27 protein-coding genes and 1 tRNA gene are annotated in these 26,944 nt (G+C 62.7%); 3 read left to right on the plus strand and 25 right to left on the minus strand.

Going from position 1 to position 26,944, the window contains the following annotated elements; all coding sequences use genetic code 11:
• Positions 1–38: 38 nt before the first annotated feature.
• From arfA to ABID59_RS27620, 20 genes are all read right to left on the minus strand, one after another.
• Positions 39–1,583, minus strand: a complete 1,545-nt coding sequence (gene arfA, locus ABID59_RS27525) for an arabinosylfuranosidase ArfA (protein WP_502916832.1) — start codon at positions 1,581–1,583, stop codon at positions 39–41.
• A 26-nt stretch (positions 1,584–1,609) separates the two neighbouring features.
• The gene (locus tag ABID59_RS27530) at positions 1,610–2,446 is read right to left on the minus strand and encodes an ABC transporter ATP-binding protein (protein WP_354085471.1); all 837 of its coding nucleotides are present in this window, start codon (positions 2,444–2,446) and stop codon (positions 1,610–1,612) included.
• Positions 2,443–3,474, minus strand: coding sequence for an ABC transporter ATP-binding protein (locus tag ABID59_RS27535; RefSeq protein WP_354085472.1), 1,032 nt, complete (start codon positions 3,472–3,474; stop codon positions 2,443–2,445). The genes ABID59_RS27530 and ABID59_RS27535 overlap by 4 nt, the downstream gene beginning before the upstream one ends.
• Complete coding sequence (locus ABID59_RS27540) at positions 3,471–4,334, minus strand: ABC transporter permease (protein ID WP_354085473.1); 864 nt, start codon at positions 4,332–4,334, stop codon at positions 3,471–3,473. The genes ABID59_RS27535 and ABID59_RS27540 overlap by 4 nt, the downstream gene beginning before the upstream one ends.
• Entirely contained in the window at positions 4,334–5,338 is a 1,005-nt protein-coding gene (locus ABID59_RS27545) for an ABC transporter permease (protein ID WP_148750860.1), read from the minus strand. The genes ABID59_RS27540 and ABID59_RS27545 overlap by 1 nt, the downstream gene beginning before the upstream one ends.
• A gap of 76 nt (positions 5,339–5,414) precedes the next feature.
• Complete coding sequence (locus ABID59_RS27550) at positions 5,415–7,316, minus strand: ABC transporter substrate-binding protein (RefSeq protein ID WP_354085474.1); 1,902 nt, start codon at positions 7,314–7,316, stop codon at positions 5,415–5,417.
• Between the two features lie 980 nt (positions 7,317–8,296).
• Complete coding sequence (gene dhaK, locus ABID59_RS27555) at positions 8,297–9,286, minus strand: dihydroxyacetone kinase subunit DhaK (RefSeq protein ID WP_354085475.1); 990 nt, start codon at positions 9,284–9,286, stop codon at positions 8,297–8,299.
• Positions 9,287–9,326: 40 nt separating this feature from the next.
• Positions 9,327–9,758: a hypothetical protein gene (locus ABID59_RS27560; RefSeq protein ID WP_354033138.1), complete on the minus strand. Its 432-nt coding sequence runs from the start codon at positions 9,756–9,758 to the stop codon at positions 9,327–9,329.
• A complete protein-coding gene (ptsP, locus tag ABID59_RS27565; RefSeq protein WP_354085476.1) occupies positions 9,755–11,353 on the minus strand; it encodes a phosphoenolpyruvate--protein phosphotransferase in 1,599 nt (532 codons plus the stop codon). The genes ABID59_RS27560 and ptsP overlap by 4 nt, the downstream gene beginning before the upstream one ends.
• Positions 11,354–11,358: 5 nt before the next feature.
• A complete protein-coding gene (locus tag ABID59_RS27570; RefSeq protein WP_148750854.1) occupies positions 11,359–11,673 on the minus strand; it encodes an HPr family phosphocarrier protein in 315 nt (104 codons plus the stop codon).
• The gene (dhaM, locus tag ABID59_RS27575) at positions 11,666–12,067 is read right to left on the minus strand and encodes a dihydroxyacetone kinase phosphoryl donor subunit DhaM (protein ID WP_148737929.1); all 402 of its coding nucleotides are present in this window, start codon (positions 12,065–12,067) and stop codon (positions 11,666–11,668) included. Before dhaM ends, ABID59_RS27570 begins: the two co-directional genes overlap by 8 nt.
• Positions 12,064–12,678 (minus strand): dihydroxyacetone kinase subunit DhaL, encoded by a 615-nt coding sequence (gene dhaL / locus ABID59_RS27580; RefSeq protein WP_148750852.1) that lies wholly within the window; start codon positions 12,676–12,678, stop codon positions 12,064–12,066. The genes dhaM and dhaL overlap by 4 nt, the downstream gene beginning before the upstream one ends.
• Positions 12,675–13,682, minus strand: coding sequence for an ABC transporter ATP-binding protein (locus tag ABID59_RS27585; RefSeq protein WP_354085477.1), 1,008 nt, complete (start codon positions 13,680–13,682; stop codon positions 12,675–12,677). The genes dhaL and ABID59_RS27585 overlap by 4 nt, the downstream gene beginning before the upstream one ends.
• Positions 13,675–14,772, minus strand: a complete 1,098-nt coding sequence (locus ABID59_RS27590; protein WP_354085478.1) for an ABC transporter ATP-binding protein — start codon at positions 14,770–14,772, stop codon at positions 13,675–13,677. The genes ABID59_RS27585 and ABID59_RS27590 overlap by 8 nt, the downstream gene beginning before the upstream one ends.
• Positions 14,773–14,778: 6 nt before the next feature.
• Positions 14,779–14,991, minus strand: a complete 213-nt coding sequence (locus ABID59_RS27595) for a hypothetical protein (protein ID WP_354085479.1) — start codon at positions 14,989–14,991, stop codon at positions 14,779–14,781.
• On the minus strand, positions 14,988–15,941 hold the full coding sequence (locus ABID59_RS27600; protein WP_354033143.1) for a carbohydrate ABC transporter permease: 954 nt from the start codon (positions 15,939–15,941) through the stop codon (positions 14,988–14,990). Before ABID59_RS27600 ends, ABID59_RS27595 begins: the two co-directional genes overlap by 4 nt.
• A complete protein-coding gene (locus tag ABID59_RS27605) occupies positions 15,938–16,897 on the minus strand; it encodes a carbohydrate ABC transporter permease (RefSeq protein WP_354085480.1) in 960 nt (319 codons plus the stop codon). The genes ABID59_RS27600 and ABID59_RS27605 overlap by 4 nt, the downstream gene beginning before the upstream one ends.
• Before the next feature lie 102 nt (positions 16,898–16,999).
• Positions 17,000–18,346, minus strand: coding sequence for an ABC transporter substrate-binding protein (locus tag ABID59_RS27610; protein ID WP_354085481.1), 1,347 nt, complete (start codon positions 18,344–18,346; stop codon positions 17,000–17,002).
• Positions 18,347–18,774: 428 nt separating this feature from the next.
• The gene (locus tag ABID59_RS27615; RefSeq protein ID WP_354085482.1) at positions 18,775–19,686 is read right to left on the minus strand and encodes a sigma-70 family RNA polymerase sigma factor; all 912 of its coding nucleotides are present in this window, start codon (positions 19,684–19,686) and stop codon (positions 18,775–18,777) included.
• A 19-nt stretch (positions 19,687–19,705) separates the two neighbouring features.
• On the minus strand, positions 19,706–20,014 hold the full coding sequence (locus ABID59_RS27620; RefSeq protein ID WP_148750844.1) for a hypothetical protein: 309 nt from the start codon (positions 20,012–20,014) through the stop codon (positions 19,706–19,708).
• 264 nt (positions 20,015–20,278) lie between these two features.
• Between ABID59_RS27620 and ABID59_RS27625 the strand changes: the two genes are divergently transcribed.
• On the plus strand, positions 20,279–21,685 hold the full coding sequence (locus ABID59_RS27625; RefSeq protein WP_354085483.1) for a DHA2 family efflux MFS transporter permease subunit: 1,407 nt from the start codon (positions 20,279–20,281) through the stop codon (positions 21,683–21,685).
• An 838-nt stretch (positions 21,686–22,523) separates the two neighbouring features.
• On the opposite strand, the gene ABID59_RS27630 is transcribed toward ABID59_RS27625, so the two are convergent.
• On the minus strand, positions 22,524–23,471 hold the full coding sequence (locus ABID59_RS27630; RefSeq protein ID WP_354085484.1) for a restriction endonuclease: 948 nt from the start codon (positions 23,469–23,471) through the stop codon (positions 22,524–22,526).
• A gap of 47 nt (positions 23,472–23,518) precedes the next feature.
• Entirely contained in the window at positions 23,519–23,743 is a 225-nt protein-coding gene (locus ABID59_RS27635) for a hypothetical protein (protein WP_354033148.1), read from the minus strand.
• Between ABID59_RS27635 and ABID59_RS27640 the strand changes: the two genes are divergently transcribed.
• The gene (locus tag ABID59_RS27640) at positions 23,742–24,128 is read left to right on the plus strand and encodes a hypothetical protein (protein WP_354033149.1); all 387 of its coding nucleotides are present in this window, start codon (positions 23,742–23,744) and stop codon (positions 24,126–24,128) included. The two genes, ABID59_RS27635 and ABID59_RS27640, sit on opposite strands and share 2 nt — an antisense overlap.
• Positions 24,129–24,238: 110 nt before the next feature.
• On the opposite strand, the gene ABID59_RS27645 is transcribed toward ABID59_RS27640, so the two are convergent.
• Both ABID59_RS27645 and tenA read right to left on the minus strand, forming a co-directional pair.
• Entirely contained in the window at positions 24,239–24,802 is a 564-nt protein-coding gene (locus tag ABID59_RS27645; RefSeq protein WP_354085485.1) for a hypothetical protein, read from the minus strand.
• Between the two features lie 268 nt (positions 24,803–25,070).
• Entirely contained in the window at positions 25,071–25,745 is a 675-nt protein-coding gene (gene tenA / locus ABID59_RS27650; protein ID WP_354085552.1) for a thiaminase II, read from the minus strand.
• Positions 25,746–26,006: 261 nt separating this feature from the next.
• On the opposite strand from tenA, the gene ABID59_RS27655 reads away from it, so the two are divergent.
• Positions 26,007–26,082, plus strand: a tRNA-Met gene (locus ABID59_RS27655).
• Between the two features lie 153 nt (positions 26,083–26,235).
• On the opposite strand, the gene ABID59_RS27660 is transcribed toward ABID59_RS27655, so the two are convergent.
• Positions 26,236–26,907 (minus strand): hypothetical protein, encoded by a 672-nt coding sequence (locus ABID59_RS27660; protein WP_354085486.1) that lies wholly within the window; start codon positions 26,905–26,907, stop codon positions 26,236–26,238.
• Positions 26,908–26,944 lie beyond the last annotated feature (37 nt).

Raw genomic sequence — 26,944 nt, forward strand, 5'->3', positions numbered from 1 at the left:
CGAGCCGGCAATACCGCACCGGCTCGGGATCCGCGATGTCAGTTCGCGTACAAATGAATCACATTCCACGACGCCGGCTTCAGCCGAGCCCGAATCTGGCCGCCCTCCACGCTCACGCCCTGCAGTGGAGCCGGCTTGACGCGCTCCACCGCATCCTTGGTGTTGGTCGCCTGGAGGTCGTCATGCCGCAGTTCAAGCGCTTCGCCAACCGCGAGCCGCCCAAAACTCCTGGCTTCGAGACTGATATCTATCTCCTGGCTGAGGTCGCGGTTGAGCAGGAACAGCGAGAGGCCGCCGCTCTCGCCGGCGACCGCCGCCAGCTTCAGGTACGGCACATTGCTGACCGGGAAGGTCTGCTCGTCGGTACCGCGCGGATCGTAATAGGCCGAATCGTAGGTCTCGGACTCGACCTGGGCGCGCAGCACCTTGCCGCGGCCGAGCCGGCTCATATGCGCGAACGGGAAAAAGATGGTCTGCCGCCACGCCGGTCCGCCGGTCTCGGTCATGATCGGCGCGATCACGTTGACCAATTGGGCGAGGCAGGCGGACTTGATCCGGTCGGCATGGTTGAGCAGCGAGATGCAGGCGCCGCCGAACGCCAACGCGTCCTCCATGGTGTAGATCTCCTCCAGGATCGGCGGCGCCACCGGCCAGCCTTCCTTGACCCGGTCGGCGCGCTTGCGCCGGGTGCGATACCACACGTTCCATTCGTCAAAGCTCAGCATCATCCGCTTGGTCGAGCGGCGCTTCGCCGCTACCGAATCGGCGATCGCGACGACCTCGTCGATAAACCTGTCCATCAGGTCGGGGGCGGCCAGGAAGGCGGCGGTGTCCTGCTTGTAGTTGTTGAGGTAAGTGTGCAGCGAAATGTATTCGGCGTGATCGAAGGTGTGCTCGATCACGGTGTCTTCCCAATGCCCGAACGTCGGCATGTTGCGCGCCGACGAGCCGCAGGCGGCGAGCTCGATGGTCGGATCGACCCAGCGCATCATCTTGGCGGCTTCCCGCGCCACGGCGCCGTAGGCGGCCGCGGTCTTGTATTCCATCTGCCAGGGACCATCCATTTCATTGCCCAGGCACCAGAACTTGACGCCGTGCGGCTTCTCCCAGCCATGGGCGCGGCGCAGGTCAGACCAATAGGTGCCGCCGGGATGGTTGCAATATTCGACGAGGTTGCGCGTGGCGTCGCCGCCGCGGGTACCGAGGTTCACCGCCATCATCGGCTCGACGCCGGCGACCTTGCACCAGTCCATGAACTCGTTGGTGCCGAACGTATTCGGCTCGGTGGTAAACCAGGCAAGGTCGAGCCGCGCCGGCCGCTTGTCGACCGGGCCGACACCATCCTCCCAATTGTAGCCGGAAACAAAATTGCCGCCGGGATAGCGCATGATGGTGGGACCGAGCTCCTTCACCAGATCGAGCACGTCCTTCCGGAATCCCTTCTCGTCGGCGGTCTTGTGGCCTGGCTCGTAGATGCCGCCGTAGACGCAACGTCCGAGGTGCTCGACGAAGGCACCGAACAGGCGCGGATCGGTCTGGCCGATGACAAAATCGCGGTCCATCAGAACTTTTGCTTTTCTCACTTTTCTCTCCGATGCGGTGCCTGGTGTTACGTTGACGGCGAATTGGCCGGCGCTGTCCCGCCGGCAACTTCGGGCAGGAGCACGGCGGCGCGCAGCTGTTGCGAATAGGGGTGTTGCGGGGCGTTCAGCACGGTTCTGGCGTCGCCGCTTTCGACCACGCGGCCGTTCTGCATAATCATGATGCGGTCGCTGATGTAATAGGCGGTGGCAAGATCGTGGGTGACGTAGATGATCGAGATGCCGAGATCATCGCGCAGCGCCCTGAACAGGTTGACGATCGACATGCGCAGCGAGGCATCGACCATTGACACCGGCTCGTCGGCGACGATCAGTTTCGGGCTTGAGAGCAGCGCGCGCGCGATGGCGACGCGCTGCAGTTGCCCGCCGGACATCTCGTGGGGGTAGCGATGACGCACTTCCTTCAGCGACAACCCGACCTTGCGCAGCGCCTCGTCGACGGCGGCTTCGAGCGCGTCCTGGCCGACGGCCGCGGAAAATCGCCGCCGCGTCATGAACAGGTAGCGGTCGAGCTGTTTCAGCGGATTGAACGCCTCGAACGGGTTCTGGAAGATCGGCTGCACCTTGTGCATGAACGCCAGGCGGTCCCGGTTGCTGCGGACGGTGGAAAGATCGGTGCCGTCGAACACCAGCGATCCGGCACTGGGCTGCTCGATGTTCAGGATCATCCGCGACAGCGTGGTTTTGCCGCTGCCGGACTCGCCGATGATGGTGAATATCTCCGGCCGTGCTGCCTCGATCCGGAAGCTGACGTCATTGACGGCGACAATGCGCCGGCTCGACAGCAGCCCGCCGCGGCTGAACACCTTGGTGGCGTGCGAAACCTCGAGCAGCGCGTCGCTCATGAAGCCTGGTCCCCGTTGACGGCAAAGCAGGCGACGCGATGGCCGGGCTCGGTTTCGACCATGTCGGGCACGCGCCGGCTGCAAACCTCCATGGCCAGCGGGCAGCGCGGATGGAAACGGCAGCCGGGCGGCGGGTCGGCGAGGCTGGGCGGCGAGCCTTCAAGGCCCTTGCGCTGGATTTCGTCGCCGATCCGGGGCAGGCTCGATATCAGGTGGCTCGTATAGGGATGCAGCGGCCGGCGGAAGATCTCCGCCGTCGCGGCTTCCTCGACCAGGCGGCCCGCATACATGATGCCGAGCCGGTCGGTGAGATGGGCATGCACGCCCATGTCGTGGGTGACGAACAGCACCGAGGAGCCGATCTCGCGCTGGATGCCGCGGATCATGCCGAGCACGTCCTTCTGCACCACGACGTCGAGTGCGGTGGTCGGCTCGTCGGCGATGATGAAATCGGGGCGGCAGATGGTGGCGAGCGCGATGGTGGCGCGCTGGCGCATGCCGCCGGAGAGTTCATGCGGATAGGCTGCCAGCACCGAGGCATCAAGCTTGACCCGCGCCAGATGATCGACCACGGCCCGCTCGAACTGGCTGTCGCTGCCATCGATATGCGAGCGGGCGAAATCGGCAAAGGTCGCGCGCAGCCGGCGCACCGGGTTGAGCACGTTCATCGAGCCCTGCATGATGTAGGACAGATGCCGCCAGCGGATCCGCGCCACTTCGGCCGGCGGCGCCCGGTGCAATCCGCCGTAGCCCGGCAGGAATGCGAAATCGACGGTGCCCCCGACCACCTCCAGCGGCGGTTTGATGGCCCCGGCGATGGTCTTGATCAGCGTGGTCTTGCCGGAGCTGGATTCTCCGGCGAAACCGTAGATCTCGCCGCGGCGCACGTCGAAGCTGATGCCGTCGACCGCCTTGACGTAGCGCTTGACGCCGAAATGATTGGTGCGGAAATGCGCCTTGAGGTCACGCACCGCCAGGATCGGCGCAGCCGCATCGGGACGAGCCGGCAGGGCGGGCGAGGCCGTCATGAGGCGCCTCCCATCCGGCTCAGACGGCTGCGCGGATCGATGTATTCATTCATCGACACCGCCAGCAGGAACAGGCCGATGAAGGTCATGACGACGACGGCCGTCGGAAAGGCGATCCACCACCAGATGCCGGCGACCATCGCCGTATGCTGGTTGGCCCAGTAGATCATTCCGCCAATCGTCGGGGTGTTGATGTCGGTGAAGCCGAGCACCGACAGCGTCACTTCAAGCCCGATCGACCACACCATGTTGTTCATCGTGGTTGAGAACACGATCGGCATCACGTAAGGCAGGTGCTCCTGCACCAGGATCTCGCGAGTGCTCATGCCGGAGAACACGCTGCTCTGGGTGAACTCCCGGGTCTTGAGACTCATAGCCACCGAGCGGATCAGGCGGGCGTCATAGGCCCAGCCAAGGCAGGCCATGATCAGTGCGAGAATCAGCCACGACATCGAATCGCGCATAACGAAATAGAACAGCACCAGGATCGGCAGCAGCGGGATCACGATGAAGGTGTCGTTGATCGACATCAGCACGCGGTCGATCCAGCCGCCCTTGTAGCCGCTGACAAGCCCGATCACGAGCGCCAGCACCCGACTGATCAGCGCCACGGTACCTCCGAACAGCAAGGTGTTGCGGATCGCGAAGGTCAGTTGCCAGAACACGTCCTGGCCGCGCGAGGTGGTGCCGAACCAGTAGGTCGGCGACGGCGGCACGTCCGGCGGAACCACGTACACCTGATCGGGCGGATAGGGCGAGAAGCTCGCCAACACCGACAGGATCAGAACAAAACCCACCAGCACGATACCGATGCGGAATTCGGGGTTGTAGCGCAGCAGGTCGCGCAGGATCCGCAGCATCAACGCACCTTCACCCTGGGATCGAGCAGCGGATACAGGAGATCGATGGCGAGCACGCCGATCGACACGCCGACGATGGAAATGGTGGTGACGCCGAGCACCAAGCCGTAGTCCCCGGCATATACCGCATCGACCAGCAGCGAGCCGATGCCGGGATAGCCGAACACCTTTTCGGTGATGACCGCGCCGTTGAAGATGCCGCCGAGCGAGATCGCCAGCCCGGTGACCTGTGGCACCAGCGCGTTGCGCATCACATAGGAGGTCAGGATGCGGTGGCGGTCGACGCCGCCGAGTTCGGCGTAGACCACATAATCCTCGGTCACCACGTTTGAGACCAGCGAACGCATGCCGAGAAACCAGCTGCCGATGCCGATCAGGATCAGTGACAGCGCTGGCAGGATGGCATGCATCAGCACGCTGGAGATGAAGTCCCAGGTCCAGGTCTGCGGCAGGTTCATCGCCGAGCCGCCGGCGATCGGCAGCACCGGCCACAGAAAGCCGAACACGATCAGGAGCAGCAGCGCCAGGATGTAATAGGGGATCGGATGCAGCCCCATCGCGATCACGCCCATCAGCTTCAGGCCGCGGCTCTTCTGGTAGTAGCCGGCGAGCCCGCCGAGCAGGTTGCCGAGCACCCAGGTGATGATGGTGGAGATCATCAATAAACCCGCGGTCCATGGCAGCGCGCGACCGATCAGCGTCGAGACCGGCGTCGGGAACGCCGACATCGACGGCCCGAAATCCGCCCGCAGGATGCGCCTCCAGAACACCAGATACTGCTCGACCGGCGAGCCGCCGAGCCCGTAGAGCTCCCGCAGTGACGTGCGCATCTGCTCGATGGCATCCGGCGCGGTGTTGCCGAACGAGGTCGCCGCCGAGATCGACTGCTCGACCGGGTCGATCGGCGTGGCATGGGTGATCACATAAGCGAGATTGATGCCGATGAACACCACCAGCACGAATTGCCCCAGCCGCCGCACGATGTAGATGAGATATCCGTTCATGAGTTCATTGCTTGAGCGGTGAGCGGCTTGCGATCCCTCCCCTTGCGAGGAGGGATAAGAAAACGGCGCTGCCGGATTAATGCGCCGGCTTCAGCTTCACGAACATGTAGCGGGAGTTGCCCCAGTTCGGCACCGGATCGGTGTAGGGATCTTCCGCGGTCGGGTAGCCGGTCCAGTAGGTCTGGTCCATTGCCGTGAACACATTGTAGGCCATCAGCGGAATGGTCGGCATCTCCTTGACCGCGAGCTTGACGTATTCCTTCCCGAGCTCGATCGACTTCGGATCGTCGAAGCCGACGCTGCGGGTCTGTTCGATGATCTTGTCGAGCTCGGGGTTGGACCAGCGCTGCCAGTTGCGCTGCGGCTGCGACTTGCCGGGCTCGGCAACGAACTGCGAGTGCCAGCTGTCGAGGAAATACGACAGGTCCTGATGGCCGCCCCAGGTCTCGACACTCCAGCCGATGAAGCTGTCGAAATCGCCGGCGGCGCGGCGGGTCGGCAGCGTGCCTTGCGCAACGTCGATCTTGGCATCGATGCCGGCCTGCTTCCACTGCTGCACGATCATGGTGCCGGCGCGGGTCATCACTGGCCGCAGATCGCCCTCAACCATTACGCGCACCGTGAACGGCTTGCCGTCCGGCGTCGACCAGGCGCCGCCGCGCTTGGTGAAGCCGGCCTTCTCGAGGAGTTCGGCGGCGGCCTGCGGATCGGTCTTCCACCAGCCCATGCCGAAGGCGCGGGCGATCTCCTTCGGATCCGACGGGATCTGCTCGCCCATCGAGGGCCGCAGCATGTCGGCCATCTGCTTGCCGATGGTCGGATCGTAGGGCTTGATCGTGCGCTTGCCGGTATCGATCTCGAAGCTCTTCAGCCATTCCTCCATCGGCTGATGGTAGGTGGCCGGATGCGTCCCGGTCGGCGGCACGCCGATCGCCGAGATGGTGGCGGCGCCGCGATAGGACGCCATCGACACCGCCTTGATGTCGATCAGCAGCGCCAGCGCCCAGCGGACGTCGCGGTTTTTGAACAGCTCGTTCTGGTCATTGAAAATCACCGCCGGCAGCGTCGGGTCCGGATGGCCGTAGGGGAACCCCTTGAACCAGGCGCGGGTGCTCTTGCTTTGCTTGGCGAGGGCGAACATCCCTTCCGGCGCGATGTCATGGATGACGTCGAGTTCGTGGTTGAGCTGCGCGATCACGCGCTTGTCGGGCGGTCCGGGATCGACATAGGCAAGATATTTCGGACCCGGCTTGCCGAAGCGCCCCAGCGTGGTGCGCTGCCAGTCGTCACGCAATTGCCAGATGTACCATTTGCCGTCGGGGTCAAAGCTGTGCAGCACATAGGCGCCAAGCGAAATCGGCTTGTTGAAGTCGAACTTGGCCGGATCCGGCACTTTCTCGAACACGTGCTTGGGCAGGATCCAGACCGCACCCCAGCGCACCGTGAAGTTGGCGTGGAAGCGCGAATTCGGCTTCTTGAGCTTGAACACCACCGTATACGGATCCGGCGCCTCGACCGAGGCGACGTTGCTGGCCATCACCGCGCTGTAGCGCATCCCCGGATTCTTGATCTGCAGCATCACCGTCGCCAGCACGTCCTCTGCAGTAAATTCGACGCCGTCGCTCCAGAAGATGCCCTTGCTCAGCTTCACCGTCATTTCGGTGAAATCGGCATTGTATTGCGGCTTGTCGGCGGCGAGCGCGTTCTCCCAGACGCCGTTGATGCCGCTTTCCGGATCGATGTACCACAGCGTATCGAGCGCGGCCTGCTGCAAGCCGTTGGATTGCGCGCCGGCATTGATCGCCCAGATGTTGAACCAGCCGGCGTTCTTGATGGTGCCTTCCGGGTTCTCCAGGATCAGCAGTTCCTTGCGGGGAATGTTCTGCGGAATGCCCTGCGCGTGACCGGAACTTATCGGCAGGAAAAGCTGCAGCGCCAATGCGCACACCGCCGGCACCAACGCACGAATGCGGTTCATCGTTTTCTCCCTCATCGTGCGAGGCTTCAGGGCTCGCGCTTGTTGTGCGCGCGATCCTAGATGGGGGAAAACTGGTGAACAACCAAAATCGTGATCTATATCCGAAGTTCGGGTTTAGTGCTCGGGCTAGCCTGATGCGTGGCTCGGGGCGTCCGGTGGCGCCGACCTCGAGCACGAATGTTTGGCCGTGAAGCGGATCGGCGGCCCTGACCGTCGAGGCCGCGGGTCTGGCCGCGGTGATAGCAGAGCGTCTGCGGCTCGCCGGTCGGCGGCGCGGTCAAGGGATCGATCGCGACGCGCCGCAGCAGCGCCGCCCTTGCGTCGCTGAGAATGTGCCGAACCGCTTCCTCGATGATGAGCCGCTGTGATGGTTGGCATAGAACTCATGATCACCTCCGGCAGGCCCGACGCATGATGAATAGCGGCCGTTCAGGACACCATCAGCGAGCTTGGCGGCGCGGCCGAACCCAAAGTGGCCCACTTCATCGCCGCCAAATTTCGGCAAGACAGCTTAGGTACGCGCAGCAAACAATCGTTGCGGACGATGCTGATATGCCGACGCTGGGGCGTTAAATCTAGGGTAAGAAAACGTACAAGATCGTAGATCTTCGTGAAAAATCGCAGCCTTGGTAGCGGGAGACCGCTACACGGCTAAACGCACTACTGTGGAGGCGCTGTTCTCTTACCGGAGGGCAGCTTAACTCCCGACCTCGCGCCTTGATAGCCCGCCAGAACCCGCCGTTCTCACGTGGTCCACGCACGCCCGTGCGCCGACGTAAAATTCACGATTCCCACGGAGCCGCTGATTGAGCGGCATATGATTCGCCAGGAACGCCAATGTCCATTCCGACAATTGAGCCGCGAGAGCTGCATTGAACTCTCGATGTATTTTTCTCTCGGTGGGAACGACGAGGCTCAGTTTCGCGGGAGCGGAGTCGATAAGTCATTGTTTGCGGTCAAAACCAAGCCGCGAGCTGAGATCAGACGCCCCACCGCAGAGCTGCGGTCTGCACCGGCGCATCCCATAATTTCGTCGACTTGCTATCGAGCACAGATACGGTGATCGAGACACCGGCCATGTCGAGGGATGTGACGTAGGAACCGGTCAGGAAGCGCGCCACTGCCACCCCCGCGCCGTCCAGAATCCGCTTTGCGGCATTGACCATCAGATAGAGTTCGATCAGAGGCGTTGCACCAAACCCGTTGACGAGAAGCAGCACTTCACTCCCCTTGCCGGGCGCAAGATCCTTCAGGATCGCATCGAGCAGCTCGGCGGCGATTGCATCGGCGGACGCCAACGGCACCCTGCGCCGGCCGGGCTCGCCATGAATGCCGACGCCCATTTCCATTTCATTGTCGGCCAATGCGAAGTTTGGCCGCCCTGCCGCCGGCACGGTGCATGGCAACAGCGCCACCCCCATCGAGCGGGTGCGCCGGTTGACCTCTTCGCCGAGCGCCGCGAGAGCGGCAAGCGGCATTCCGGTCTCGGCTGCAGCGCCGACCATTTTTTCCACGATCAATGTCCCCGCGACGCCGCGACGACCGGTCGTATAGGTCGATTTCTCCACCGCCACGTCGTCGTTGGTCACCACGCTCGCAACTTCCCGCCCGGCCATCTCGGCTGCCATGGTGAAATTCATCACATCACCTTCGTAGTTCTTGACGATGAAGAGCACGCCTGCGCCCGTGTCGACGGCCTCCGCGGCCTCGATCATCTGGTCCGGTGTCGGCGAGGTGAAGACTTGACCGGGGCAAGCGGCATCGAGCATGCCGAGGCCGACAAAGCCCGCATGCAGCGGCTCATGTCCGGAGCCGCCGCCCGAAATCAGCGCGACCTTGCCTGGCTTCAACGTGCGGCGCCGGACGAATTTGCGCTCGGCACCAAGAAGCAGGATACCCGCATGGGCTGCCGCGAAACCGTCCAGACTTTCTTCGAGTATCGTATCGGTGCTGTTGATCAGCTTTTTCATGAACGTCCTCCCCATCTCGTCTGAAGTTCAAATCAATGGCTCAACCCACACTTTCGGCATAGCGCGCGAGTTGCGCAGCGAAATCCACGATCAGCTGTTCGAGCGCGCGGTTCTTCTTGTCGTCACCGAGGTCGGGTACGGTCACCGAGACGGTGCGGGTGTGCGCTTCGCGGTGGGGTGCACGCAGCCGGCCGGGATGCGCGCGTCCATAGGCTTGGAGGAATGCCGCGCGCTCGGCGCCGGACAGATGGCACACTTCGAAGATGATCGCGACATGCTTCACCGGAATCGGCACCAGATACGCCGGATTGGTGATCTGGGTCACGAAGGAGCGATTCTTGCCCAGCGCCGCCGCCAGCTTCAGCCGCGTCCCCGAGGGCCGATTGTCGAGCACCCGTCGCAGGATGGCCTTGTAATCCGCCACATTGCTGTCACCAGGCGCGCGGGTATCCTCGCCTGCTTCATCCGTCATGAACGCACCTTTGCGATTGCGGCCTTGAGCCGCGCGACGGCAATCGGCGACACGGAGAGAGTTGTCAACCCGGTGGCGATCAGCGCCGTGGTCAGGCGCGTATCGGCCGCGGCGTCACCGCAGAGCGAGACCTCCACGCCACGCTTTCGTCCGGCCTCGACAGTCCGGGAGATCAGCGCCAGCACCGCCGGATTGCCGGTGTCGTTGAGGTCCGCGACGGCACCGATGTCGCGCGCCGCCGCCATCGTGTACTGGGTCAGGTCGTTCGAGCCGATGGAATAGAACGCCGCGCCGAAAGCCTCGGCGCGGAGCGCCGCCGCCGGGACCTCGACCATGATGCCGAGCGGCGGTCGGGCGCAGGCGATCCCTTCCGCCCTGAGCGCCGTGAACTCCGCATCCAGCAGGGCACTGGCACGGTCGAGCTCCGAAGGGACCGCGATCATCGGCAGCATCACCTTCAGCGCCCCGTGCACAGCCGCACGGCACAGTGCCCGCAGTTGCACCCGAAACACGTCCGGCCGCGCGAGCGAGAGACGGATGCCGCGCAGGCCGAGGAACGGATTGCGCTCGCTATCGATCGTCAAGCCGGCGATCGGCTTGTCGCCGCCGGCATCGAGGGTGCGGATCGTCACCGGTCTTCCCTCGGCCCAGTCGAGAATGCGCCGATAGACTGCATATTGCGCATCCTCGTCCGGCAGGCCTTGAGACGCCTCGAACAGAAATTCCGTACGCACGAGGCCGATGCCGTCGCAGATTGCAGGATCGAGGCCAACGAGGTCTTCGGGCGCGGCGATATTGAGAAGGACCGCGATCCGCTGGCCGTCGGCCGTGCGTGCCGAGTCGAGGCGGCCGGCATCGACGGCGGCTTGCGCAGCATTCGCAACCGCCATGCGGTGCTCGAACAGGCGGCGCGTTTCCGGCTCGGGATCGAAGATCACGGTGCCGGCATCGCCGTCGACGAGCGCCAACGCCGGTGGCTGTCCGTTCCACGACAGTGGGCCGAGCCCAACGACCATGGGCGCCCCGCGCGCCCGCGCCAACATCGCAACATGCGAGGAAGGTGAGCCCGCAGCCAGCGCGATGGCGCCGCCGTGCGACCAGTCAGCGGCAAGAAAAGCGGAAGGCGTGATGTCGTCAGCCGCTACGATCGAGCCGCTGGTAATCCTGGCGACCGTATCCACGCCGCTCAGATGCGCGAGCACGCGGTCGCGGATGTCGACGATATCAGCCGCCCGGGCACGGAAATATTCATCTTCAGCAGCGCGATAGCCAGCTATCTCCACATCGAGTGCCAAGCGCCAGGCGTGGTCGGCAGTGATCCCCTCCGAGATGACCCCATATGCAGGATCCGCCAGCGCGTCATCCTCGAGCATGGCGACCTGGAATTCCAGGATGTCGGCCACCTCGCCCTGAATCGTCTTGATCTGCTCGGCGATCTCCGCCCTCGCGCCTTCAATCGCAGCCCGCAGTGCCGCGGCCTCCTGCGCGGGATCGTCGCTTGCCGTTCGCCTGGCCACAGCCGCAGTCAGCATGGTGACCGGTCCGATCGCGAGGCCAGGCGAGGCAGTACGGCCGATGAGATGAATCTCTGCCACCGCGATCAGGCCTCGCCGAAACCATCATGCACAAGCGCCAGTACGGCAGCCAGCGCTGCCTTGCCATCGGGCCCGGTAACGCGGAAATGCAGCGTTGCGCCCTGCGGCGCCTTCACGCGCATCACCTTCACCGGGCTCTTTGCGTCCGTCCAGGGCCCGTCCACCGCGAGGGCAAGCTCGATCTTCGCGGCAAAACCCTTCGCGCACTGCGTGAGCTTGACCGACGGCCGCGCGTGAAGTCCGACTTTGTTGACGAGAACCGCCGAGGCTGTCAGCGGCACCGGCGTTTCGCTCGGCCGGCTGGCGTGAGCATCATGCATAGAATTCCTCCGCGCTACGCTTGACGGCGGCAAGCGGCGAGCCACCCGAAGACTCGGTTGCCGCGATCACAGCTCCCTCGACCACCGGGGCATTGCAGACGACGACGCGCGCCCGTCGATCTTCAGGCAGCATTTCTACGGCCATTTCGGAATTTGTCTCCGCGCCGCCGAGATCAACCAGCACCGCCACGCCTGCGGGCGACCAGGCCGTCTCGATCGCCTCGAGGATTCCGGCGACATTCGTGCCGAGCCCTCCATCGATGTCGCCTCCTGTCCAGGCAAGCGGCACGGCGCTGCCTACCATCTGGCGCACCATATCCGCCGCGCCTTCCGCGATCTTGGGCGAATGTGAAACGATAACGATCCCGACATTGCCGGAATTTGAACTGTTCATGAACTTGCCTCGAATTCCAGTACCTTGACTGCCGCGCCGATCAAAAGGGACGCCGAACGCGAACCAGGGTCCATATGACCGATAGAACGTTCGCCGAGAAAGGACGCACGGCCGCGGATCGCAAGCATGGGCGTGGTACGATCGGCCGCTTGCGCCGCTTCCGCAGCTATCGCCTTGGCATCGCCGCCCCCGGCCAACACGACCTGCACCGGCACCAGCACATCCAGCAAGGTTTTCTGCCCCGCCTCCGAGCGCCCGCGCGCTTTGACGGCATCAATCGCCTTCGCCGTCGCCGCGACGAGATCCGCTCGGATCGACTGCTCCGGAAGCGCCTTACCTAGTTCCATGAAGAAAGTGCCAACCAGCGGCCCGGAAGCGCCGCCGACCTTCATGACCAACGTCATTCCGATCGCCTTCAGCATTTCCGGTAGCGATTTGTCAGCAAGGCCGGGCAGTGTCGCGAGCACAGCCTCGAAGCCGCGCTTCATGTTCAGCCCGTGATCGCCGTCGCCGATCGCCTGATCGAGGCTGGTCAATTCGTCGGCGTGCTGGATCACGGATTCCGCTAATGCCCGCACCAGCTTTTCCCTGGCAGCCCGATCGAGACTCATGCCGCCACCCTCCCGCCGGCCGCATCGAATAACAGCGGCTTGTTGAGTCGGAGCGACACCATGTCTCCCGGGCCCAACCTCGCCTCGGGGTCGGCCAACGTCACGACCGGCCGGCCGCCGAGGTCGAGATGGAGATGGCTCTGGTCGCCGAGATGTTCGACTCGCGTGACGGTTGCCGACACGTCTCCGCCGCTGCGTGCGATCATCAGGTGCTCGGTGCGCGCGCCAATGGTCTTGGCGCCGGGCGGAATGCCGGCAAATAGAGCCGCCGGCAGCAGGTTGATCATCGGCTGGCCAAGCCGCGCGGCGACATGGGCGTTGATCGGATTCTCGTAAATCTCGCGCGGCGTACCGATCTGCATCAGCCGGCCCGCCTCGATTACGCCGATGCGCGAAGCCATGGTCATCGCTTCCGTCTGATCATGGGTGACATAGAGGATCGTGGCGCCGAGATCGGTCTGGATGCGCTTGAGTTCGAGGCGCATTTCGCCGCGCAGCTTGGCGTCCAGCGAGGAGAGTGGCTCGTCCATCAGATAGATCGAGGGCGAGCGCACCAAGGCCCGGCCGATCGCGACGCGCTGCATCTGCCCGCCCGACAACTGCGTCGCCTTGTTGTGCAGCTTGGTTTCGATGTGGAGAAGACGCGCGACCTCCTGCACCTTCGCGCGAATCTCGGCCTCGGGTACGCGGCGGATCGGCGCGCGTAACGCGAAGGCCATGTTCTCGAACACGCTAAGATGCGGATACAAGGAATATTGCTGGAAGACGAAGGCGACGTCGCGATCGGCCGGCGCATCGCCGGTCACATCACGTCCACCGATCCGGATCGAACCGCTGTCTGGCGTCTCCAGTCCGGCGACAAGTCGCAGCGCCGTCGTCTTGCCGGCACCCGTCGGCCCCAGCAACGCAACGAATTCGCCGTCTCCAACCGAGAGCGACAGGTCGACGACGGCGTGAGTCCGGCCGAACGCCTTGGAGACCGCCCTGATCTCAACTTCAGCCATGCGCACCTCCTTCATACAACGCAGTGCGGATGGCCCGGCCCGACGCCTTGTCGAAGACCGAGAGCGTATCCGGCCGGAAGTCCAGCCCGACACTTTCCCCAGTCCGAAAGCATATGCTGCTGGGCGAACGGGCCTTGAGCGCGCCGTAACGCGTCGTAACGGTCACGATCTGCGTCGTGCCGAGATATTCCGACCCATAAACCTCACCCCGCACCATGCCGCGATCGGTGAACCGCACATGCTCAGGCCGGACCCCGAGGACGAGGTCGCTTTCCACCAGCGCCTCGCGTGCAGCAGGAATTGCAACTTCGCGCTCGCCGAGCCAGATCGCCTGCGCGCCGACTTCAAGTCGACCGCGGAACGGCAGGAAATTCATAGGCGGTGAACCGATGAAGTCTGCGACGAAGAGCGAAGCAGGCCGGTCGTAGATGTCGCGCGGGCTCGCGACCTGCTCAACGATGCCATTATTCATCACCGCGATCATGTCGGCCATCGCCATCGCCTCGAGCTGATCATGCGTGACATACACGGTCGTCGCGCCCAGCCGGTCATGCAGCCCGCGCAATTCATGAATCATCGCCTCGCGCATTTCGGTATCGAGCGCACCGAGCGGCTCGTCCATCAGGAAGCATTTTGGCTGGCGGACTATGGCTCGCCCAAGTGCGACGCGCTGCCGGTCGCCGCCGGCGAGGCCCGACACCGACCGGTCGAGGAGATGGGAGATACGCAAAATACGCGCGGCCTCCACCACCCGCCGATCGTGCTCCGCCGCTCCGATGCCCTCGCATTTCAGGGGAAAGCCGATATTGCGCCGGACATTCATGTGCGGATAGAGCGCAAACAGCTGGAACACGAAGGCGATATCGCGCGCCGAGGCGCGGTTCATCGTCACGTCCTCGCCATCGAGCCGGATGGTGCCGGATGTCGGCAGCTCCAGGCCCGCAATCATGCGGAGCGTTGTGGTCTTGCCGCAGCCGGACGGTCCGAGCAGGCAGAGGAACTGGCCGTCCTCCACCGTGAAGCTGGCGGACTTGACCGCATGGAACGTCCCGAAGGATTTGTCGAGCGCCTCGACCCTGATCTGTGCCATCGCGCCCTACTCCCGAACCTTCGAGACGATGGTGAACATCACCGTGCCGAACAGGGTCGTCGCAAACGACCAGGAATACAGTGTCAGCGAGACTGGCTGCATCAGCATGACCACGCCCGCGGCGATGATCGCGGTCGCTGCGGCCTCTAACGGAGCACGGCGCAGAACCCGATCTGCAAGACCGCGACGCGCGACGGATGTGTTCGCATCGAGGCTCATTTGCGGACGGCTCCAAAGGTGATGCCGCGCAGAAGATGCTTGCGCAACAGCACCGTGAACACGACGATGGGCACCAGGAAGAGCGTCGTACCGGCGGCTACTGCTGGCCAGTCCTGCCCGCCCTCGCCGATGATGATCGGAATGAAAGGCGGCGCCGTCTGCGCGTTGCCGGAGGTCAGAAGTACCGCAAAGGCGTATTCGTTCCACGCAAAAATCAGGCAGAAGATGGCCGTCGCTGCGATTCCTGTTGTCGCCTGCGGCAGCACTACTTTCACGAAGGCCTGAAACCGCGTGTAGCCGTCGATCATCGCTGCCTCCTCGTATTCCCGCGGGATTTCGTCGATGAAGCCCTTCAGAAGCCAGACGGCGAGCGAAACGTTGACGGACGTGTAGAGCAGGATCATCCCGAGCCGGGTATCCGACAGTCCGACGGTGCGGTACATCAGGTAGATCGGGATCGCGACCGCGATCGGCGGCATCATCCTCGTCGACAGAATGAAAAACAGCAGGTCGTCCTTCAGCGGCACGCGGAACCGCGAGAACCCATAGGCTGATAATGTGCCTAGTGCGACGGCGAGCATCGTCGAACCGAACGCGATGATCAGCGAATTGACGAAACGCGGGACATAGTTCGACGGCCCGGCCACAACCATATTGCGGCTGCGGGCGATGCTGTCGCAAAGCCCGTGCGGCTGGCCCAGCGTCTGGATGAATTCCGGCGTCTGGCGCGAGCGGGTTGTGAATAGATTACAGTAGCCTTCGAGCGACGGCTTGAACAGTATCTTTGGAGGATAGGAGATCGCATCGTCGGGCGACTTGAACGAGGTGAGCACGATCCATACCAGGGGAATCATCGTGATGATGGCATAGAGTATGACGAACAGGCCGGCGAAGCGGCGCGTGCCGGCCGATGGTTCGACGACTGAATGGGCTGCATTTGCGACACTCATCGGTTTTTCACCCGGTTCAGCGCCTTGACGTAGATGTTGGCGAGGCCGAACACCGTCACGAACAGAATAATTGCGAAGGCAGAAGAATAACCGGTTCGCCAACTCTCAAAGGCTGCCCGCTTAAGCGTGATCGAGGCAACTTCCGTGGTCGAGCCCGGCCCACCGCCGGTCAGCAGGTTGACCATGTCGAACATCTTGAAGTTCTCGATACCGCGAAAGAGCACCGCGAGCATGATGAACGGCAGCGCCATCGGCAGCGTGATCGACCAGAACTGCCGCCAATTCGACGCGCGGTCGACCTCCGCCGCCTCATAGATGTAATCAGGGATTGAGCGCAGGCCTGCGAGGCAAATCAGCATCACATAGGGCGTCCACATCCAGGCATCGACGACGACGATGGCCCAGGGGCTCAGCGTGACGTCGCCCAGCATCTGGAACGACGAGGCCGCGCGTCCCGTGAAGAAGGCGACGACGTAGTTGAACAATCCGATCTGCGGCTGATAGAGAAAGGTCCAGAAATTGCCGACGACGGCCGGCGAGAGCATCATCGGCAGCAGAATGATCGTGGTCCACATGCCATGGCCGCGGAATTTCTTGTCGATGAGGAGGGCAAGACCAAATCCGAGCACGGTCTCGATGAGCACGGTCCAGATCACGAAATGCGCCGTCACCTGCATCGCCGCCCAGATATCCGGATCGGTCAGGATCGACTGGTACCAGTCGGTGCCCAGCCATATCGTCGGCGCGTTCGCCCGATTGGCGCGGTAGTTGGTGAACGAGAGATAGATCGTCCACACCAGCGGGAAGATATTGATCGCCAGCAGCAGCACGATTGTCGGCGTGATGAAGAGCCAGGCGAGCGCCTGGTCCGACAGGCCCCGGATACGACGCGCCACGGCTGGCCGGACCGGAACGGCCCGATAGGTGATCTGCGACGAAGCGCTCAAATCGTTCATGGCTTTGGTCGATCCTCGCGCCGGGACCATCAGCTATGCGACAGCTGCCGACGTGGCCGAAGAGAGCCTGGAGCGCGCTCGCGTGCGCTCCAGGCGGTTGCCCTAGAACTTCTTGCCTTCTTCCTTGAAGATGGCCTTCCAGTCCTTCACCAGACCGTCGAGCGCTTCCTGCGCGGTGCCCTTGTCCGCCACCACGTAGTCATGCACGCGCTTCTGCTCGGCTTGCAGGAGTTGCGCATAGGAGGGCTCGGCCCAGAAGTCGACGACCATTCCCATCGACTGCAGGAACTCCTTGGCGAACGGCGCGCTGGTCGAGAAGCTCGGATCGTTCAGCACGGACTTGGCGCAGGAATAGCCGCCGAGCGCCCACCACTTCTTCTGCACGTCGCCGCCGGAGAACCACTTGATGTATTGCAGCGCCTCGGGCTGGTTCTTGGAGTAGGAGACCACCGAGATGCCCTGGCCGCCGAGCTGAGTTGCCTGCGCGGCGGGACCGGCCGGATTGACGAAGAAGCCGATCTTGTCGCCGCCGACATTCGGGTCCTTGTGGAGGCCCGGGAAGAAGGCGAAGAAGTTCATCTGCAGCGCGACCTGGCCGGACTTGAAGGCGTCAAGCCCTTCGGACATGTAGGAGTTGGAAGCGCCGGGGGGCGTGCAGCACTTGTAGAGCTCCTTGTAGGCCTCGAGCCCCTTCACCGCGCTGGCCGAGTTCACCAACCCGTCCATCGCATAGGGCTTCTTCGGATCGTCGTATTTGAAGCCGTAGTCGTAGAGGTAGTTCGAGACCCCCATGGTGATGCCTTCGGAGCCACGCTCGGTATAGATCGAGGCGCCATAGACCTTCTTGCCGTCGATGTCGCGGCCCTGGAAGAATTGCGCGATGTCGCGGAGCTCATCGAGCGTCTTCGGCACGCCGATGTCGCGGCCGTATTTGGCCTTGAAGTCCTTCTGCACGTCCGGCCGCGCGAACCAGTCCTTGCGATAGGTCCAGCCCACCGCATCGCCCATCGCCGGCAGCGCCCAGTAGTTCGGCGTGTTCTTCGGCCATTCGGAATAGCCGATCACCGTGGCCGGCATGTAGTCGTCCATGCTGATTCCTTCCTTCTTGAAGAAATCGTTGAGCTTGACGTACTGGCCGTTCTCCGCAGCGCCGCCGATCCATTGTGAATCGCCGATGATGAGATCGCACAGCGAGCCGTGCGAATTGAGTTCGTTCAGGAAGCGATCGGCATAATTGGTCCACGGCACGAACTCGAACTTCATGCCGATGCCCGACTTCGCGGTGAAGTCCTTCGACAATTCGACCAGCGCGTTGGCGGGGTCCCATGCGGCCCAGCACAGCGTGATGGTCTTGCCTTGCGCCTGCGCGGGCGTGGTGCCCGCTCCGACGCCGAATGCGGCGGCAACAGCCCCGCATGCCACAACAAGCGTCTTCATTGTCCGTTGCATTGCACGTTCCCTCCGAGTGGGCCGGCCATCGACGTGGCGCGGCTTTCCTGTCCGCCCGAATGCTTCGAGCAGAGCGACACAGTCCGTGACGAGCTGAATAACTAAACTAGCGTTTCCTCGCGCCACCCGGATTCTAGAGGCCCGGCAGGCTCGATTTGTTTAGTGAACCACCATTTACTAAACATTGCAAGCGGAGTTGGCGTCTTGTTGGACGCGCAGCATCCGACGCGGGCATGCGATCGGTGTTGATGATGTTGTGAGGGGCTCGCGCGCAAGGCGCGTCAGTTCGAATGCGGCAGCGCGGTTTCGGCTGCGGCAGCATGAGCCGGCGGAGCCAGTGAGCTCTCTCCACTCGTCATTGCGAGCGAAGCGTCCGGGGAATCGAACCCCTGTTTCAGCCTTGAGAGGGGCAGGTCGATCCGCTCGACTTATCCCGAAGAGCGTTCGTCGGGACCTCTATCCACCACGCACTCCGCACCATCGACAACATAGGCTGCGTGACGAAAATCCCTGATGGTGGCGAGCTTGCCGGCGGACCAGTCGAGGAGCATGAAATATTTCGCCCGCCCGCCCGGCTCATTCGGATCGAACACCAGGATCGCGGGACGTCCCTCGACCTGCCCCGTCACCAGGTGCCAGTCGCTGACCTTCGAGTAATTGCCGAAGTAGTTCGACACCTCGGCCTTGCCTTTCAGCCTGGTGCGGTTGACGAGTTCGAGCCTGACGTCGTCGGCGATCATGGCGCGGATCGCGTCGAAGTCGCGGGCATTGAAATGGCCGACATAGGCGTTGAGCCGCGCCCGATCGGCGTCCGACAGGCCCGGCTGCGGCACATCGTCCGGCTCTCCGGCGAACTCACGCAGTTGCGTGCGTCCGCGATGCAGCGCGGCCTTCACCGCCGGCAGGCTGAAATCCATGATGTCGCAGACCTCAGCCAGTGAGCAGCCGAGCACGTCCATCAGGATCACGCTGGACCGTTGCGTCACCGGCAGTCGCATGAAGGTGCGCAGGCCGGTCGCGGCGATCTGGCGGCTTTCCACATCATCGAGCTGGTCGGCAATCATCTCCACCTCCTCAGCCGAATGCAGCGCCTCCTGCCGGTTGCGGCGACGCAGGAAATCCAGCGCGGTGTTGTGCGCGACGCGGAACAGCCAGCCCTCAGTGTTGACGACGGGCGTGACCGATCGCAGCGCCTCCATCGCCTTGATCAGCGCATCCTGCAGCACATCCTCACCATCGATGACCGAGCCGACCATGCGGGCGCAGTAGCGATGCAGTTTCGGTCGCATCCGCGCCAGCAGGGCCTCGATATCGATGGTAGTCAGCGGGTCTGACGCCATTGCTCCTCCGCCTCGCCTGTCAGGACTCGTCCAGCATACGGTAGTTGCCGACGATCCTCACATCACGAACCAGCGGCGGCTCCGCGCAGCGGTCGCGGATCCCGTCCTGGAACGTCTGAAACGCCTTGAGCTTCGGGATCGGGCTCGAGCCGTCCTCGGTCGCGGCCTCGACAAAATGGATGAAGGTGTCGTCCTCCAGCCGCAGCGTCAGATAGCGCACGCCGTCGGGCCCGGCCGCCTTCAACTCCGCAAATACGGCCGCAACCAGCTCGGCGTTCCTGTCGGCCAGCTCCGGCTTGGCCTTGTACCTGATCAACGTCCTTCTCATCGCGCGCTCCTTGCTGATGTCGCGACCTGGCTCGCTCATCGCGCTCCATCTTTCCATTCTAGCATGACCCTTGTCGGAAAACCGGTGCTGCGCTCCTCCGGATCAAGGTCGCGTAAATGGCCGCGTCCCCCTAAGACGTTTGCCGGCCGGCGAAGGATGCGGCCCCAGGAGAAATTATTTACGGGCGCATCCTTTGCCACTCCGGCCTCGTCTAGCCCGCAGAACGCGCCGCGAAAGGGCGGCGCGACACACGGAGACAGGGCGATGCAGACCCCGACCAATCGCGCCGCGCAAAACTGGGTGCTTGGCATCACCGCGCTGGCATCCTTCATGATGGCGCTGGACGCCATGATCATCACGACGGCATTCGCGGCCATTCGCGCCGAATTCGGCAGCCCGGTCGAGACGCTGCAATGGACCGTCAACGCCTTCAACCTGAGCTTCGCCGTGCTGCTCCTGACCGGCGCCGCGCTCGGCGACCGCTTCGGTCGCCGCCGCATGTTCGCCGCCGGGATCGCCCTGTTCGTCGTTGCATCGGCGGCCTGTGCGCTCGCAGGCAGTGCCACCGCGCTGATCGCCGCCCGCGCACTGCAGGGCGCCGGCGCCGCGCTGGTGATGCCGCTGGCGATGGCGATCCTGAGCGGCACGTTCGGCCGCGAGGAGCGCGCCCGCGCGCTCGGCATTTTCAGCAGCATCACCGGCTGCGCGCTGATCATCGGCCCCGCCATCGGCGGCTTCATCACCGAACATTTCGGCTGGCGCTGGGTGTTCTGGATCAACCTGCCGATCGGCCTGATCGCGATCGCCCTGGTGCTGGCACGGTTGCGCGAAAGCTTCGGACCGGCTGCCGCATTGGACATCCCAGGACTGGCGCTCGTCGCCCTCGCAGCGCTGGCGTGGGTGTGGAGCCTGTTGCGCGGCAATGCTGTGGGGTGGACGAACGCCGAGGTCATGGGTACGCTGATGTCAGGCTTGGTGTTCACCGCCGGCTTCGTGCTCCGGGAATTGCGCGCGGCCGCGCCGATGGTGCCGATGCGGCTGTTTGCATCGCGCGCCCTCGCCTCCGGCATGTCCGCAAGCGTCCTGTTCTACGCCGCGATGTATGGCGTATTGTTCCTGCTGCCGCAGTTCCTGCAAACCACGCTGGGCTTCGACGCCTTCGGCGCCGGACTTCGCCTGCTCCCCTGGACAGCGACGCTGTTCGTCACCGCCCCGGTCGCCGGCGCCGTCGTCAACAGGCTCGGCGAGCGGCCGCTGGTGGTGACGGGATTGCTGATGCAGGCGATCGGCCTTGGCTGGATCGCCGAGATCGTCAGCCCCGCGGTGGCCTACTCCGCCCTGGTCGCGCCGCTGGTGCTGGCCGGTGTCGGCGTCTCGATGGCGATGCCGGCCGCGCAGAACGCCATCCTGAGCTCGGTCGCGGTGGCCGAAATGGGCAAGGCGTCCGGCATCTTCAACATGGGCCGCTTCCTCGGCGGCATGTTCGGCATCGCCGCGCTGGTGGCGAACTTCTCGGCCCATGGCGGGGCCTACTCGGCCGCGCATTTCGAGCGCGGATTTGCTGCCGCGATGAGCCTCGCCGCAACGCTGTCGCTGGCCGGCGCGATTGCCGGGTTTTTCCTGCCGGCACGGCGACGGACCGCCGGCGCAGCCGTGCCGCAAGATGCGTGAAGCTCGCGACGATAAAGCTTCGTTATTGGCACGGCGCCTTATGTCGCCATCCTTCTTTCTGATAATGAAACGTCGTTCTAAAAATGACTTCTGGTGGAAGGGATCGCAGTCCTCTGACAGGCATTGCAACCCGCGGGACACGCTTTTGCGTCCTCGCGGCGCAAATCGCCCGAGCTTTGCCTGGTCACTCCACCCTCTAAGCCAAGAGGGCGCAGGGAAGACCGGGTGCTGACCTCGCACCCGCGGTCCGCTGCGCGAAATGGTAGCGCAGGAAAACCGCACAGCAGCATACAGGTGGTGCCAATCACTCGGCCTTCCCTGCGCAGTGGGTTGACGGCTTATGCCGTGCTCTCCCGGGAGCCGAGTTCGTTCTGGCCTCCCTCACTTCCAGCGAATTGACGATGCGGATGACCCGGTTGGGCGCCCCACACCTCCGCGAAAGCTTGACCGTAGCGACGACGGCCAGGACCACACGGTTTTGCCGTACGCACGGCTCGCCATTTCGCCGCAGTTTTCCCGGCCCTGTCGACGGAGCCGGAAACTTACAGACGAGACGAACCTGACAGCGCCGCTCGTCCGCACGTGGCCGCGGACTCACAGGGACTACCCGCCCTGCCCGCACCTCTCATGCCGACGCTGCCGCGTCCACCGCAAGCCCGGCTCGCAATCAAGACGACAACGAGATCGCCCCTCAAGGATGAGCCGGGATGCCGCAACACATACGCCATTTCCGAATTTCGGTAAAGTGGAATATTTTTGCGGAGAGGGGTTGACGGGGTGGCGAAACAGGCCGGCGGCTCAATCGAGCGGACAATTTGGACTACCGCCTGGGAAGTTTTCAGAACGTTGGCGCGTCCGCGTGCCATCGCATAAGCGTGTCGATGTCCACCAACACGATTTTCTCAGAAAGCCTGGCCGACTGAATTGCTTCGTCGGTAAATGTGGCGGTTGTGACTACGTATCCACGAAGAGCGTTTTGCTCCTCAATCACGCCCTTGAATTGTTGGATAGCCGGCCGACCAACCTTGTTGTCTGCTGTGTTTCGCTTGCATTGGACGATGATCAATCCATCAGGATGAACGGCAAAACCGTCAACGCCGAAGTCGTTCGATTTTCGCGTCGCCCAAGCTTCCAAACCCGCCGCATCGAAGAAGCTCATGGTGTGGCGCTCGAACTGGAAAGGGTCCATGCCGAGCAGATGCTTCCGAAGGGCTAACTCCTCAACCGGCACGGCGAACCGGGTCGGGTCCATCGGCTGCTCCTTCATCGCAGCCTTCATTTGCGCGCTAGCGCGGCGCAACCGCTCGTCCTCTATTATGAGCTCTATGATCTCGGCGATATGAGGCCGTGTCTCAGGGCTTGTGACGACAGCTTCGATGATCGACGTGATGCCCGCCGTGCCGAGAAAAATCAGCAACAGCACCGGGACTCCGAGCGCACCACCGAACGCTGCGATACCCGCTGCATGTCCGCCGACCAACGGGACGGCAGCCAATGTCGCGGGCAGAGCGATCTTCATCGACAACGGAAGATCGGATTTCCGGTAGTTTGAAACGGCTTCAGAAACACTCTTCGCAATCGCAACAATAGCCGTTCGAGAACTGATCAGCGCGTTCAGCTCCTTAAATTTTTCGACCGGTCGGAGATCACTGGCGACGATAGCGCGCGACTCGCTGAGCCATTGGATGGCGAGCGCCCGATCCTCAGCCCGCGTCGTATGCTTGATAGCCGAAGCAAACCGGCCAACGAGCCACTTTCTGATGCCCTCTGTGATTGTATCGAACATCATTGCTTCCTAAAACTGTAGAGATTTCTATAGTGTCTGCAAACGATTTAGCCAAGGAAAATTGAGATGCGAGCAATATTGATACTCGTGTTGTTAGCTATCGCAACTTGCAGCGCGCAGTGTGAGGAAACTTCCACTCCAAGCCGGATCGACGGAATAACCAAGTCCGCGCGTGACATGATACCCGCCATGCCTTCAATGCCGTCCGTCTCCCTTCCGTCGATGCCTGACCTCTCGCTACCAGACCTTTCCGACGCGACCGGCAGGATCATGACAGAGTTCAACACATTCACGCAGCAGGTCGGCGACGCGCTGCCTATCCTCGAACAGATGGGTTATGACGTGACCACATTCAAAATCACCTGGGGTCTGCCGCCGAAGGCCCGATTGCGGTTGAAATCAACCGGCAATCCCGACGTTCAAAAAGTGAATGCAATCGCGGCCAAGGCAACGAGCGGCGGCGTGCTGGTTTCCGCCCTGATTACAAGCGCGGCGACAGCAAAGCGCATCCAGAGCACTATGCGTTTGGGAACGGCGTATCTGGACGTGGATTTTGCTGTGCCTCCTCGGGTAAACATGAAGTTCGTCAGCCTGAAGGCCAGCGACAAGGATGAGTCACTTCGCGATGCGGACGAACTGGAAATAGCTTGCAAGTGACCCTGTATGGTTTCGATCGCCCGTAGCATGGGCTGCGAAGCGAAACCCATCAGGATTTGATGGACGATGAAACGTGATGGGTTTCGCAAGCGCTCTACCCATCCTACGTACTACTCCGATGTAAGCTGCGAGAATCCCAGTTCGTCCTTCATAAGGTCGGGGAGTCTGGCATAAAGGTCGACGAGGATCTTCAGAGCGTCTGTCATTTTGTCAGCGGCCTTGAAACGCTCTACTTGATCGTCTTCAGCGTGATTTCTTTCCACTTCGCCTACGAGATAATCGACTGTCATTTTTTCAATAGTTGTGAAAACCGCCGTTTCTCTAGGAGGAAAGAAAAACTTTGCCTCATCGAGCTTGAGACGCATTTCGCGAAGCCTTCCGTCGTGTACTCCGTCAAACTTGTCGCCACTGACATGCTCGATCAGCGCTCGCGCGGTCGTGTAGATCTCGTATCGTTTGTCAAACAAATCGTGCTTGAGTTTATCGAAGGCAATATCGCGCTGTGACTGCGCAATTGCCTTCGCAGCCTCCGCCGTTCTTGCTTGTGACTGTGCGATGCCTGCTTGGATTTTCCCGAACCGATAGGTAACGGTTACTGCGACGGCGGCCGCAATCACCGTTGCCGCCGGTCCCGCGAAGGTTTTTGATACCTCCCACCAATCGATCGCCAACATATCCGATTCGGCCTATCCGAATTCCGACCCCCCTTCGCCTCCACCAGCGACGGAAGGTCAGACTTGCTTTGGATCTAAGAAGAGACGGTATCCTAAATGGAATTTGGTAGCGGGAGACCGCTACCGCCTCTCCCCACACGACACAAATCTGCGATATTCCCTCCGATCGTCCGCCTAAACTCAGGAGCCTGTTGAACGGCAGGTTCAAATCGGGGATGGGATTTGAACCTATGACCTTCAGGTTATGGGCCAGACAATTACCAAAGGGCTATTCGACACGCTGGCCCGCGCGCCAGCCCATCTCCCAGAAGTCTGCCTCGAGTCGGGTGGCTTCCTTGAAGATCGCAATCAACTCTGCCTCGCGGGCCGGCGTGGCGTAGAGATCGGCGAGACGTTCCAAGTGTGCTGCCGCTTTCGCCGCGACGTCTTGGTATGGCGCGCCGGCGTACTCGGCGATCCAAACGCGATAGGGGTTCGTCGCAGCGTCCGCATTGGGTCGCGCAGCAAGCCGCTTCGCGATCTCCGCGTACCCGATCACGCAAGGGGCCAGCGCCACCTTGAGCGCCAGCAGGTCGCCGCGCATTCCAGCATCCAGCACGTAGCGAGTATAGGCTAGCATCTCGACCGCCGGAGGGGCCTGTTCAAGGTCGCTCGGAGACAGACCCCAACCGGCACAGAGCCTCACATGAAGGTTCATCTCGACATCAAGGATGGCCGAAAGACCGGCCGCTGCTTCACGCATGTCGGCAAGCTTGGGCGATTTGTAGACCGAGAGCGCGTAGGCGCGCGCGAACTCGATGAGGAACAGGTAATCCTGGGCGAGATAGTAACGAAACGCCGCTTCGGCGAGCGAGCCGTCGGCTAATCCGTTCGTGAAGGGATGCTCAGTGTAGGCCCGCCACTCAGCAGATGCCTCTGTCTTTAGGCGCTCCAAGAAACTCACGTTATGCTCCGCCTGGCTTGCCATGAACCGCTTTTGCTTACTTCCCATATGCGTGCAACCTTGGCAGGCCGCGGCGATCAGCCGGCACGATGCCGTATGGAGGTCGCTTGCCGTCGGTCACGGGTCTGAGTTGCGTTCTCACGTTATCACCAACAGAACGCAAGGCCCTAGTCCAAGATTCGACTACAGACGATCCGCACCAGTTTCGCACCAATGACAATCCGCACGAAGCGCGGCGAACGTGGTCGAATTCGACGAAAAGGGCAGGAAACTTAACGGCGGCGACGAGTCCCACCGCTCATAACGGTCTGGGTGCAGGTTCGAGTCCTGCCGGCCGACCAAGACTATCAGTATCCTGCTTGGTCTTCGTTACCTTCAGCGATCCCTCAACGCGCGCCAGTATTGGAAGTCGTTCCGGGGACCCGATTCTCGCAGCTTGCGCCTGCTGTGCGTCCGATCCTCGATGGCAACATCAATGGGATTGGCTCACTCAGTCATACTGAGGCGTGTGCGAGCTGCCTCGGCTCACCGCACTTTCTGCAACCGCGGGCCGTGATGCGGGCGCGGCCTCGGCTGCTTGCGGGAGTGTCAGCGTCTCGGTCAGCTCACCGCGCGCCATCGTCACCTCGCGGCGATGCACCGAGCGAAGTCGCCAGCCCTGATAATCTCCGTCGAGCTTCAGGCGCAGCGTGGCCTTGGTCGTCTGGTCGACGAAAATCCCGACGCTCTGATCGCTGCCGACGACGGTTCCGACCAGCACAAGCCGCAGCTCGGCCGGCAGCGGGCTCGGCGGCATTGGCGGCGCTTTCGAGGCATCCATCGAAACCACGGGTGGTGGCGGCCGCCGCCGCGAGGCCGAGAAGATCGGCCGTTCGTTCGTATCCGACAGCACTGCGAGCGGAACTGCCCAGAGCGGATTGCCGCGCATCGCCTGCCGCTTGACGGGAGACCGCGATGGCACCGCAGGATCGTCTGCCGATATCGACGTCGCGAGAGGCTCCCAGAACGGGCGGCCGGCCGCGGGCTCCGTGAAGCCTGGTGCGTCGACATCCGAAAAGTCCGCCGGCAGCGCCGAAGTCGAGGCGGAAACACCGAGCAAAGGCGCCAGCACGAGTGCGAGCCGTACTGATATCCGCCGCGTCGCCTTATACGGCCCTCTCATGTCCCTCGTCATCGGCCAGTTGACAGCAACGCGCAAG

The sequence above is a fragment of the Bradyrhizobium sp. S3.3.6 genome, from assembly GCF_040546905.1.
Lineage (GTDB): Bacteria > Pseudomonadota > Alphaproteobacteria > Rhizobiales > Xanthobacteraceae > Bradyrhizobium > Bradyrhizobium cytisi.